This window comes from Marinomonas sp. UCMA 3892, from assembly GCF_012726345.1.
In the GTDB taxonomy this organism is placed as follows: domain Bacteria; phylum Pseudomonadota; class Gammaproteobacteria; order Pseudomonadales; family Marinomonadaceae; genus Marinomonas.
Genome location: NZ_PTXN01000027.1, coordinates 18917 through 30320, shown reverse-complemented (window position 1 = coordinate 30320; position 11404 = coordinate 18917). Strand labels below are relative to the sequence as shown.

12 protein-coding genes are annotated in these 11404 nt (G+C 42.3%); 5 read left to right on the top strand and 7 right to left on the bottom strand.

Features of this window, described 5'->3' with window-relative positions; all coding sequences use genetic code 11:
• On the bottom strand, positions 1 to 305 hold a 305-nt coding region (locus B6N13_RS22420; protein ID WP_169460665.1), incomplete at its 3' end, for a transposase family protein.
• A gap of 49 nt (positions 306 to 354) precedes the next feature.
• Here B6N13_RS22420 and B6N13_RS22415 point away from each other — a divergent pair.
• Complete coding sequence (locus tag B6N13_RS22415; RefSeq protein WP_169460664.1) at positions 355 to 1482, top strand: bifunctional diguanylate cyclase/phosphodiesterase; 1128 nt, start codon at positions 355 to 357, stop codon at positions 1480 to 1482.
• A gap of 61 nt (positions 1483 to 1543) precedes the next feature.
• Here the strand turns inward: B6N13_RS22415 and B6N13_RS22410 are convergent, their stop codons facing one another.
• The 6 genes from B6N13_RS22410 to B6N13_RS22385 all read right to left on the bottom strand — a co-directional run bounded on the left by B6N13_RS22410 (position 1544) and on the right by B6N13_RS22385 (position 8118).
• Entirely contained in the window at positions 1544 to 2479 is a 936-nt protein-coding gene (locus B6N13_RS22410) for a LysR family transcriptional regulator (protein WP_072837992.1), read from the bottom strand.
• Between the two features lie 52 nt (positions 2480 to 2531).
• Entirely contained in the window at positions 2532 to 3542 is a 1011-nt protein-coding gene (locus B6N13_RS22405; RefSeq protein ID WP_012069391.1) for an oligopeptide/dipeptide ABC transporter ATP-binding protein, read from the bottom strand.
• A complete protein-coding gene (locus B6N13_RS22400; protein ID WP_012069392.1) occupies positions 3542 to 4540 on the bottom strand; it encodes an ABC transporter ATP-binding protein in 999 nt (332 codons plus the stop codon). Before B6N13_RS22400 ends, B6N13_RS22405 begins: the two co-directional genes overlap by 1 nt.
• A 57-nt stretch (positions 4541 to 4597) precedes the next feature.
• The gene (locus B6N13_RS22395) at positions 4598 to 5536 is read right to left on the bottom strand and encodes an ABC transporter permease (RefSeq protein ID WP_169460663.1); all 939 of its coding nucleotides are present in this window, start codon (positions 5534 to 5536) and stop codon (positions 4598 to 4600) included.
• Positions 5533 to 6513, bottom strand: a complete 981-nt coding sequence (locus B6N13_RS22390) for an ABC transporter permease (RefSeq protein ID WP_012069394.1) — start codon at positions 6511 to 6513, stop codon at positions 5533 to 5535. Before B6N13_RS22390 ends, B6N13_RS22395 begins: the two co-directional genes overlap by 4 nt.
• A gap of 75 nt (positions 6514 to 6588) precedes the next feature.
• Positions 6589 to 8118 carry an ABC transporter substrate-binding protein gene (locus B6N13_RS22385; RefSeq protein ID WP_048813970.1) on the bottom strand — a complete coding sequence of 510 codons (1530 nt, stop codon included), beginning with the start codon at positions 8116 to 8118 and terminating at the stop codon, positions 6589 to 6591.
• A gap of 189 nt (positions 8119 to 8307) precedes the next feature.
• Here B6N13_RS22385 and B6N13_RS22380 point away from each other — a divergent pair, with 189 nt between their 5' ends.
• From B6N13_RS22380 to B6N13_RS22365, 4 genes are all read left to right on the top strand, one after another.
• Positions 8308 to 8907, top strand: a complete 600-nt coding sequence (locus tag B6N13_RS22380) for an ACP phosphodiesterase (RefSeq protein ID WP_169460662.1) — start codon at positions 8308 to 8310, stop codon at positions 8905 to 8907.
• A gap of 279 nt (positions 8908 to 9186) precedes the next feature.
• Positions 9187 to 10212 carry a ribosome biogenesis GTPase YlqF gene (gene ylqF, locus B6N13_RS22375; protein WP_169460661.1) on the top strand — a complete coding sequence of 342 codons (1026 nt, stop codon included), beginning with the start codon at positions 9187 to 9189 and terminating at the stop codon, positions 10210 to 10212.
• Positions 10213 to 10226: 14 nt separating this feature from the next.
• Positions 10227 to 10607: a YacL family protein gene (locus B6N13_RS22370; protein ID WP_012069398.1), complete on the top strand. Its 381-nt coding sequence runs from the start codon at positions 10227 to 10229 to the stop codon at positions 10605 to 10607.
• Positions 10608 to 10694: 87 nt separating this feature from the next.
• The gene (locus tag B6N13_RS22365; protein ID WP_169460660.1) at positions 10695 to 11294 is read left to right on the top strand and encodes a hypothetical protein; all 600 of its coding nucleotides are present in this window, start codon (positions 10695 to 10697) and stop codon (positions 11292 to 11294) included.
• Positions 11295 to 11404: the final 110 nt, after the last annotated feature.

Below are 11404 nucleotides of genomic sequence, written 5' to 3'. Positions count from 1 at the left end.
TCCTGCACCCAGCCACAGAACATTTCTCGATAACAGACCGGGTCCAACAGAGAAAATAAACGGTTAAAGGTGTCATGTGATGGGATGCCGCCTGGCAAGCGTAAAAACTGTTTGAACCAATCCTTTCGGGTGTCCGCAAAGAATTGAATCGACTCCCAGTCATCCGCACCACAAAGCAACGCGCAGGTAGTCATGAAAACCACTTCCCCTAAATCGTGGGTACATTTTGCTTGCTGGCGTGGGTCATTTAACAGCATCATACGGTCTAATAGAGTCATCGGCATCAAAAGGGAACGATCATTCATCAAACACGGATTAAATGCAAATGCAGCACACACTGTTCAGAAAATGTTCATGCGTTTGCCCTGGTCTATTTTGCCTGATGATGCTGTCATTGGTTATTTAGGAGGCGATGCTTTTCTAGTGTTGCTTGTACAGTCTGATGATCAGGGTGTGCCGGTGTTAGATGTCTTCGCAAAAGATTTGATACAAAAAGTGAGTCAGAGCTATTTTGTGGATGGGCTAACGCTTGATATTGGCTGTTCCATTGGTGTCGCTATGTATCCTGAGTTTGGTACAGATGCGGTTACCTTAATTAAAAATGCCGATATGGCTGTATATCAAGCAAAAACAGCGGGGCGTGCTACCTATCATTTTTACGATGGCGATATGGGGCGTCGGTTTGCGCGCAATGTGCGAATTGAAACTCGGCTACGTCTAGCGTTGCAGAGCGGGAATTTAGAGCTTCACTTTCAGCCTAAAGTGGACCTTACAACAGAGCGTTGCGTAGGGATGGAGGCCTTGTTACGTTGGAATGATGAGGAGCTTGGCATGGTTTCGCCCGCAGAATTTGTTCCTATTGCTGAGCAAACGGGCATTATTCTACCTCTGGGTGACTGGGTCTTCGAACAAGCTTTTCGTCATATATTAGAATGGCAAGCGCAAGGTATTACGGTGCCGCCTATCGCTATTAACTGTTCTGCTGCACAGCTTAAAAGAATCGATTTTTTACCTAAGTTATTGGCGTTATTGGATAAATATCAGGTCGATCCGAGTCTTTTAGAAATTGAAGTGACTGAATCAATTCTGATCGAAGATGCGGAAAGATGTGCCGAGCTTTTACGTCAACTTAGTCGTCTTGGAATGAAGTTGGCCATTGATGATTTTGGCACAGGTTATTCGAGTTTAGGCTACTTGAAAGATTTGCCATTTCATTATGTTAAAATAGATCAAGTTTTTATTCGTAATATCATTGAGGACAAGAAGCACGCGGCATTGACTCATGCGATAATTAGTTTGAGTCATGATTTAGGACTTAAAGTGATTGCAGAAGGTATTACTGATATTCATCAGCTAATAATGTTGCAAGATTTTGGCTGTGATATTGGTCAAGGTTACTTATTCAGTAAGGCGTTAGGGGCAAACTCCATGGGGAGTGATCCCATGATAGTGGCGCTTAATGAACAGGGCTCTGAGGATTAATTCGTTAAAATTTGAGGTTTTTCTCCTTTTTCATAAATTATGAGGCTGTAGGTTGATCGCGTTAAAGAGGGCTGTTGCGAGCAATCTTGTCTTTAAGGGCTTCCCAAAATTGGGTTAGATTTGGATTTTGATTGAACTTAGATCGATACATGCGTATTTCAAGCGGGATATTCCAATTTTCCTCACCTGCTAAAGCGACTTTTCCATAGTTTAATGTGTCTAACATTAAGCGTTTTGGAATCCAGCCAATACCGTAACCTTCTTTCACCATAGCTTTGATGCTGACGGAGTGGTAGTTCTCAGAGATCGTTTGCAGTTGCGGAATCTCTCTTTGTCTTTGTAAATGGTGATGAATAACCGGCTGTAAGAAAGAATTCTCGTAATAGCCAATATAAGGTAATGGTTTGCGTTTAGCGCCTGGGAGTGTGAACTTAGGTTCTCCTGTTGCGTTGGTTGCGCTACATGGAATTAGGGTTTCTTCGGCAATCACAAGGTGCTCATATTGCTCATCATCAAGGGCGCGAATGAAGTTAATAGCAGGATGCCAATAGCAAAGCATTATGTCGCATTGTTGATCCATTAGAGAGTTAACAAAGTCTATACCTAGCCAAGAGCTAGATTTCATATTGATATCTAGATCCATATCGATGCTTTGACAAAATGGCTCGATGACTTCTTTATAAAAGCTGAGAAACAGAGTTTGCGTGGTCACGAAGCGTATTTGTGATTCTTCTTGTTTGCGAATTTCTTGGCACCGCTCTTTGGCGTCTCTAAGCTGTCTAGTAATTAATTCAGCACTTTGAAGAAATACCTCACCTGCGGGGGTTAAAGATAAAGGTAGGGTGTTGCGGTCTATTAAAGTAACGCGCATTTCTTCTTCGAGTAATTTAATGCGTCGACTAAAAGTCGGTTGAGTCACGTTTTGTTCATCTGCAGCACGCGAAAAGTGACGTGTCTTCGCTAGGGCAATAAAGTCCTCAAGCCATCTTATTTCCATGGGGCCTCCTGACGAGCAGAAGCTGTAAAATACGTGGTAAACAAGAGAGGGATCATAGTCGGCCCTCCTCAATAGCGTGACAGGCCACACTACTGCCATCACTTTGTAGTGTCATGGCAGGAGACGCTTCATAGCAGCGCTGATTTGCATAAGGGCAGCGTGCCTGAAAAACACAGCCAATTGGTTTTTCTGTTGGTGTTGGGACTTCACCTATTAATCGAATTGGTTGCGCGGTATTACTGTCTAGTCTTGGGATAGCGGATAATAAGGCTTGAGTATAAGGATGTTTTGGGGCGCTAAATAATGTTCCTGTAGGCGCAAGCTCACAGATTCGTCCCAAATACATTACCGCTACTCTGGTAGCAAAATGTTCGACAACCGCTAAGTCATGAGTAATGAAAAGATAGCTAAGGTTGCGTTCTTCTTGTTTGTCCATCATTAGGTTCAGTACTTGTGCTTGTACTGATACATCTAATGCTGATAATGGCTCATCAGCGACAATAAAGTCGGGTTCAACCGACAGGGCGCGAGCTAAGCTGATTCGTTGACGTTGACCACCTGAGAATTCATGAGGGTAACGATCTGAACTCGAAGCAGAAATGCCGACAGACTCTAAAAGCTCATCAATTTTCTCATCCACTTGAGATTGCGAAAACTGTGGGTTATGGAAGGAAATTGGCTCACTTAATGTTTGATAAACCGTCATTCGAGGATTTAGAGACGCATAAGGATTTTGGAAAACCATTTGCATACGACGTCGGAAAAACATGCGCTGACGGTTATTTAATTGATCGATACGTTGATCAAGGTAATGTATTTCACCCGCACTTGGTGTTGTAAGTCCCATAATGGCGCGTGCTAGGGTGGATTTTCCACAGCCAGTTTCACCCACAACACACAATGTCTCGCCTTGGTTTATTGTAAGGTTAACGCCATTGAGCGCATGAATGCTGTCTTTATGTCTTGTAAGTTTGCCGTGACGGAATCGCCATTGGCTAAGCCAACTTTCATTTGACGTAAACGCTTTTTCTAAGCCGCTAATTTGAATAAGAGGAGTTGCCATTAGCTTGCCTCCTTATCTTTATCAGCGAACTCATTAAGCATATCTTCGACCAAAAAGCAGGCAACGCTAGACACACCACTGTAAATAAAGCGGGGTTGTTCTTGTCGGCATTTTTGTGTGGCGTAAGGGCAGCGTGGATGGAATGCGCAACCTGATGGCCGCTCCGCGAGCGAGGGCATGCTGCCTCGGATTTGGTTTAGGCGCTGGCCCGGCAATGTCATTTGTGGTAAGGCATTCAGTAATCCTTGAGTATAAGGATGCTGAGGATCGTTGATGATCTCTAGTGTAGGGCCTTCTTCGACAACATGACCGGCATACATGACTAAGGTGCGTTCGGCGACTTTAGAAACTACACCAAGGTCATGACTAATTAGCACAAGAGCAACACCATTGTCTCGGCAGATGGCCAGTAGAAGTTGCAGTATCTCCGCTTGGATCGTTACATCCAGAGCGGTAGTGGGTTCGTCCGCAATAATAATGTCTGGATTGAGCAACAAGACGGAAGCGATGATAACCCTTTGTCTCATGCCGCCAGACAATTCATGTGGATACTGGTCGAAGCGTTTTTCTGGCGATGCAATTTGCACATGATGTAACTTTTCAATGGCAATGTTACGGGCATCTTTATAAGAAATTTTAGTATGGCTGCGGATGGTTTCGACCAACTGATCTCCGATAGTCAGCACAGGATTTAGTGTCATCATCGGGTCTTGGAAAATCATGGCGATGCGTTTGCCACGAACTTCTTGCAGCTGACGCAAATTCATCTTGGTAATTTCTTTGTTTTCTAACTTGATCGAGCCAGATTTTATATAACCTGGCTTGCCAATAAGATTTACAATGGAGAATCCTAGAACCGATTTTCCAGCACCTGATTCACCAACAATAGCAATTCGTTCACCACGATTTAAAGTAAAACTGACGTCAATAAGGGCCGCGAGTTCTTGTTCTTTCATGTGAAAGTTGACGTGTAAGTGGCTGACGCTTAGTAAATTCATGCGAGACCTTTGCACGACTGCTGTGCTTGCCAATACTGTGTTAATAAAAGTCTCATATTAATCTTTATACGTCCTTGGATTTAGATGATCGCGCAACCAATCGCCAAGTAAATTCATGGCTAAAATTAAAATAATCAGTGTGACGCTTGGGATGACACAAATCCACCAAGAGCCTGAAAACATATAGGCAAACCCTGCTGAGATGAGCGAGCCAAGAGACGGCTCTGTCGCTGGCATGCCAAGACCTAAAAAGGACAAGGCTGCTTCGGCAACAATAGCGTTTGCAATTTGAACAGTGAAAATCACTAAGATTGGTGAAAGAGTGTTCGGTAGAATATGGCGAAACATAATGCGCTTTGAGCTAATGCCCATAATTCTAGCGGCATCTACATATTCTTTTTGCTTTTCTGCTAGCACTGATGCACGGATGGTTCGGGCAAAGAGCGGCCATTCTGTTAAACCAATGACTAGAATCAGGATGACCATTGCGAGTTGCTGATATCGGGCCATACCAAATAAGGATTGGAAGATCGCTAGGAAAACAATTGCGACCATCATATTTGAAAAAGACAATTGAATATCAGCGCAGCGCATCAAAAAGTTGTCAATGCGACCACCTAAATAACCAGCCATTAAACCGATGCAAATACCTAGTGTAACTTGAATTAAAACAGCACAGATACCTATGGTAAGAGAGAGTCGTGTGCCATATAAAATAACTGACAGTAAATCTCGACCTTGTGCATCCGTGCCTAATAGAAAACGATTGTCACCACTTATCCAGCTGGGAGCAATTTCCGCATTCATCAAATCCATAAATGCCGGATCGACGATATCGAAAGGTGCAACCAAAGGCGCGAGTAAGGCGACTAGGCAATAGAATAGAAATATGAGTAGGGCCAGCATCGCGAGTTTGTCGCCCACAAAACCTGATACGATATGGTTCCAACGATTGTCTGAAGTGGGGTGGATAAAGTCTTTTTTAATGTACTTCATAGTCCGTGACTCGCCAAACGTACAGTTGGGTTAACCAACCCATAGATCAAATCTACAAAGGTATTGGTAATAACAAAGATGCCGCCCACGACAATCAAGTATGCAGAAACAAGTGGAGTATCGACTCGGCTAACCGCGTCCATAAATAAAAATCCCATGCCTGGCCACTGAAAAATGGTTTCGGTCAAAATGGTGTAAGCCACTAATGTTCCTGCTTGGATTCCCCCCACTGTTATGACGGGTAACATGGTATTTTTTAATGCATGCTTAAAATAGATACGTCGTGCTGATAGGCCTTTTGACCAAGCGAAGCGTATATATTCTGACTGCAATACTTCCATCATTTCTGCACGTATCAAGCGAACAAAAATAGGCATCAAAGCAATTGCCAGCGTCAAACTAGGAAGAAGTAAGTGTTTTAAACCATCTTTTGTAAAAAGCCCACTTTCCCATAAGCCGAATATTTCTATCGTTTGGCCTCGTCCAAAACTGGGTGCCATATTTAATTCAATAGAAAATATGTACACCATTAGAATGGCAACAATAAAAATAGGGACAGAGAGGCCGATAGAGCTGATTATCATTAGTAAGCGAGAAAGCATGTGCTTGGGTTTGATTGCGGCTAAAACACCACAAGGTGTTGCAACAAGAATAACCAGTAAAATAGAGCAAAAAGCTAATTCTAAGGTGGCAGGAAGTTTTTCAAGAATTACGTCAAGCGCGGGCTCTTTATAGTAGTACGAGGTTCCTAGGTCACCGTGGATTGCGCCTTTAGCAAAGCGCCAATATTGAAGGAAAAAACCATCATTTAATCCTAGTTCGTTACGAATTTGATTGCGTTCGTCCTGAGATACTGACATGCCAACCATTTGCTGAACTGGATCACCTAGCTTATCTTGTATAGCGAAGCTGATAAGACTAATGATGATCATAACAAAGCACGCTTGCATGACGCGTCGGAGTAGGAAAATCAGCATGGGGCGATTAGATCCCCATTCGTCATTGATATGATGTTCTCTTGATGAAAGCCCGTTGAGAGACTGGTGTATTCACTATTCTTCAATGAATAGATCTCCTATATGGGGATAATTTTGATCGTTGACTATATCTTGTATTTTGACTTTATCTTTGGCTGCCCAAGTGAGAGATTGCCAATATAATGGCACAATAGCCGCGTCATTATATAAGGTTCGTTCTATCTGTTGCATAAGACGCAAGCGCCTTTCAGGGTTCATCTCCCGATTTGCCTGACGGATATCGTCGTCAATATAGGATCGACAATATTCGCTAGCATTATAAGCGCCCATTCCGGTTTTGGCATCGGGGCAAGCGATAATAAACTCAAATAAATTGTTTGAATCCATTGTATCTGACTGCCAACCTAGCATCATCATATCTGCACTGCGATTATCGAACTCTTTAAAATATTGAGCTTTAGGCAAGGTTTTTAAATCGACTGTTATGTTGATTCTAGACAGCATTGCGGTAATCGCTTGGGCTACTTTTTCGTCGTTCATATAACGATTGTTTGGTGCCATCATGCTGATACGGAAGCCTTTTTCATATCCCGCTTCCTTCATGAGTTCTAGTGCTTTTGTTAGGTCATACTCAGGTTCTAAATTATTGATATGCCCGAGAAAACGGTCTGAGCTTAGTTGGCCGGCTGGTATGGCATAGCCTTTTAAAATTTTGTCGACGATTAATGGTTGATTGACCGCTAAGTTAATAGCTTTTCTAACTCGGATATCTTGGAATTCTTTGCGCCGTTGCTGATTCATGTGGAGTAATAAAATACGCGTACTGTGCAGTGTAACCAGCTGAATGCCTTTGATTTTTTTTGTCCGTTCAATATCAATTGGTGAGACAGGAAAAATAAAATCTACGTCGCCAGATAAAAGGGCGGCTAATCTTGTCGAGTCGGCACGAATAGGGGTTAATATAATCTTGTCTACATTGCCGATTGATGTGGTATCCCAATAATTTGGATTACGTTCAAGCTCCATACGACTACCTAACTCACGTTCGGTTAGTATAAAGGGTCCTGTTCCAGATACATTTCGAGACGCGAAGGTTTCGCCATATTTAATAATTTGGTCTTGATTTTGGTAAAAGATTTTATCCATTGGAAAGACATAAGTCATGATATTGAGGAGCAATGGATTAGTGTAAGTGGTGTGAACATCAATAGTGTAGTCGTCAATCATGGAGACGGATTTTATTGTGTCAAACATGGCACGAAAATCAGGAGATTTTTTTAATCGCTCAATGGTGTAAACCACGTCTTTTGCCGTGAACGGGTTACCTGTACTAAAGGTGACGTTGTGGCGAAGGTGAAAGCGCATAGTGAGGTTGTCAATTCGCTCCCATTTTGTTGCTAAACGATGCTCAAACTGGCCATTTTGTTTCCAGCGTAATAAAGGATCAAAAACAAGATGAGAAAACTGTAGCGTGCCTTCCGACAGCTGCTCATGAGGGTCTAATGATATTGGGTCCGCGTCAAAGGCCATTCTTAGTGTCGTTGCTGTTGCTTTATTCCAGAAGAGTAGAGCTAAACAGCAGACTATAATAACCTTTTTCTTCATTGTTTCAGGTCTCATTGTTGAGTGTGACTTGTAAGGTATGGTTTTTTGTGTTCATAAATCTTGACCATTCGGACGACCCAGCATTTTTACAAAAAAATGAGTAAAAAGACAGCAAGACTCATAATTTTAAGCACAATTAAAGTTGAATTATGTTTTATTTAAATAATCAGCTTAACAATATGGGTGGATATGAATTATTTTGCGCATCTTCACATTGCAGCGATTACGAATACATCTTGGGTTGGTAACTTGCTTGGCGACTTTCCCGTTGACGCAAATCATTTAGACGCAGATTTACTTGTAGGTTGGCGTTTGCACCAAAAAGTAGATGTCATGGTGGATCAGCATGAGGCAAGTATATTGTTTCGTGGTATGGAACGAAAAGGGCGTCGACGATTTGCAGGTATTATACAAGACATCGCCATGGACTATTGGCTAATACAGAAATGGACACAATTTAGTCCTGTTGCGTTGGACATTTTTTGTGAGCAGGCTGTTGCTGGTTTAGTAAAAGATAAGCATCGCAGTCCAGAGCGTTTGAAAAACATGATTAGCTCATTGGAATATGAAAATTGGTTATCTAACTTGGGGACGCTAGACGGTGTGGATAGAGCGATACATTCTATTATGCGTCGGTGGAAGCATGGTGAGCATTTGCAGGGTTTTGTTGATGATTTACCAAATGTGATTAATCAGGCCGAAGCGCCGTTTTTAGCCTTATATCCAGATTTATTAGATTACGTGAAACAAGAAATGAAAAAAGCCGAGGCCACACACAGCCTCGGCTAATGGACCTTTGTGCTATGCATTTCATAGCAGGCCCGATCGAGAGAACAACCAGATAAACGAATTTAGCTCGGTGCAGATTCCTCGCCTTCGTTTATCTGGAATGGACGAGTATAGATATTTTCTGATTGGTCGCCTTGACTTAGGTCAGATTAGATCATTTTAATAAAAGCCCTTAATAAAAACTCGAGAGTTAGGAACGCAGTATTTTATCTCTCTCTTACAGTAACTTGTGGTAGAATCCGCCACCGAAAAAGACTTGGTTAGAATGGGGGAGTTAGGTTGAGCGTTCAGTGGTATCCAGGGCACATGAATAAAGCGCGTCGAGAAATCGAAGAAGTCATGACGCAAGTAGATATCGTTATCGAGGTGTTGGATGCCCGTATCCCCGATTCCAGCCAGAACCCCATGCTTAATACTTTGCGTGGAGAAGTACCTGTGCTTCGTCTGTTGAATAAAAAAGACTTAGCAGACAAAGCTAGACTAGACTTATGGTTAGAGCATTGGCATGGTAACGAGTCTATTTTAGCTCATCCTTTTTCTACGTTAGACAAAGCGGATGTTGCCAAAATAAGTCAATGGGTGAGCCAGATGGTTCCTCATCGGGGTAGTGCTGAAAAGCCGATTAGAGCCATGATTGCTGGTATTCCTAACGTTGGAAAGTCCAGTTTGATGAATGCTCTGTTAGGTCGTCGAGTGGCGAAAGTGGGTGATGAGCCGGCTGTAACTAAGTCTCAACAAAAATTAAAAGTAACGAATGGTTTTCAGATATTGGACACACCGGGTATTTTGTGGCCAAAAATTGAAAATCCTGATGCCAGTTATCGTTTGGCTGTGACAGGTGCTGTTCGTGATACTGCGATTGATTATGAAGATGTCGCTTTGGCTGGCCTGAAGTTTTTTATTGCTGATTATTTAGAGTCACTTACAACTCGCTATAAATTAAAAGAGGTCTCGCTTGATCCTTATGAAGTGCTGAAGATTATTGGCTCTAAGCGAGGTGCGTTGCGAGCGGGTGGTAAGGTCGATATGCATAAAGCGGCAGAAGTATTTTTAAATGATGTAAGAACCGGTGCCATTGGGCCTTATGTTATGGAAACGCCAGACATGATTGCCCATGAAGAGCGTTTGGTTGAAGAGGCTAAAGCGAAGAAAGAAGCTGAAAGGCAAGCTCGATTGGCAGCCGCTATTCCGCAACGGCAGCAAGCAAGTAATCGTGCTTATCGAAATGCTCAATCGACAGAACAAGTAGAATCTTCGGAACAAGCTCTAACTATTCAGCAAGATGAGAACATAGATGACAAATAGTGAGGTTCACGGTCATGGATTATGAAATTGCCTTTGATCAGGACGAAAATGCGTATCGTATTTATACTGGATACGAATTTGCCGCGATTGGCGAATGGGTTTCTGAATATGTTCGCGATTTAGAAAGTATTCAACGAGTTTTGATGGCTGCTCGATTGGCAGAAACAGAGAAGGAGACGACGCAATTTAAGCATGGTCCTTTTGACGTGATTTTGAGTGAAGAAGGTGTTCATGTTTCGCGACAGGTAGATTTGGATTCTGCGGAAGAAGAAATAAAAGCCATGTTTGATTCCCAAGAGAGTTTTTATCAAACCTCAACAGATGGTATTCAAGCAGAATGTGGCTTAGAAGACCTGATTAATATGATCGAAAATTGGCACGAAGTGTTGCAGTGATTCTAACGTGTTATGATAGTTGTTCCTTGCGCTGGCAGGGTTTACACTAGCGTTTGTTTATTTTTTACGTTTTTTTAGGGAGCCGATATGCTCATCGAATTGGAAAAAGCCCGCACTCGAAATAATGTTGTTCGCATTTTTCGTGAAGAATTGGATGGACCAGATGGCTGGACTGACGGTTTTGTAGTGGATGCCAATGAAGAAATGGTTTTGCTCCAATTGGTGGATGATAGTGTTCGTCTTAACGGTTATCAAATTCTCTTTTTAGAGGACATTAGTGACTTTGCTCATCCGGCTCCTTTTAATGACTTCCAGAAAAAAGTACTAGCGCTTCGAGGGGAAGAAGTTGTTGACCCTGAAGTGGAGCTTGATGATTTAGCAGTATTGTTAATTGATATCAGCGAAGAGTTTGGTTTGGTCACACTTCATCGCGAAGAGATTGAGCCAGATAGCTGTGAAATCGGTCGTGTTGTTCGTGCTGACGCCGTAACTTATGAGCTAGAAGAAATTGGCTCTGATGCGCGTTGGTTTGATGATACGTTCGAATATGATTTGTATGATATTACCCGTATTGAGTTTGGTGGTGCTTATGAGGATGCTTTGCTCTTAGCAAATGATGACATGGGTGATGATGCTTATGAGTTATCCGATGATTATCCGGATGACGGAGTTGTAGACGACGAATAATAGTGAATTGAGCCTTAGTTTTTTTACGCTCTAATCGAAAAAAACGCCTTATGGGGCGTTTTTTTATTTATATTACTACCTTTGTGAGATTATTTGATTTGTAAGGGTAG

Bases quoted from the DNA above. Each gene is read 5' to 3' on its own strand.
- B6N13_RS22415 (WP_169460664.1), top strand. From the start codon at position 355: ATGCGTTTGCCCTGGTCTATTTTGCCTGATGATGCTGTCATTGGTTAT.
- B6N13_RS22410 (WP_072837992.1), bottom strand. From the start codon at position 2,479: ATGGAAATAAGATGGCTTGAGGACTTTATTGCCCTAGCGAAGACACGT.
- B6N13_RS22405 (WP_012069391.1), bottom strand. From the start codon at position 3,542: ATGGCAACTCCTCTTATTCAAATTAGCGGCTTAGAAAAAGCGTTTACG.
- B6N13_RS22400 (WP_012069392.1), bottom strand. From the start codon at position 4,540: ATGAATTTACTAAGCGTCAGCCACTTACACGTCAACTTTCACATGAAA.
- B6N13_RS22395 (WP_169460663.1), bottom strand. From the start codon at position 5,536: ATGAAGTACATTAAAAAAGACTTTATCCACCCCACTTCAGACAATCGT.
- B6N13_RS22390 (WP_012069394.1), bottom strand. From the start codon at position 6,513: ATGCTGATTTTCCTACTCCGACGCGTCATGCAAGCGTGCTTTGTTATG.
- B6N13_RS22385 (WP_048813970.1), bottom strand. From the start codon at position 8,118: ATGAAGAAAAAGGTTATTATAGTCTGCTGTTTAGCTCTACTCTTCTGG.
- B6N13_RS22380 (WP_169460662.1), top strand. From the start codon at position 8,308: ATGAATTATTTTGCGCATCTTCACATTGCAGCGATTACGAATACATCT.
- B6N13_RS22370 (WP_012069398.1), top strand. From the start codon at position 10,227: ATGGATTATGAAATTGCCTTTGATCAGGACGAAAATGCGTATCGTATT.
- B6N13_RS22365 (WP_169460660.1), top strand. From the start codon at position 10,695: ATGCTCATCGAATTGGAAAAAGCCCGCACTCGAAATAATGTTGTTCGC.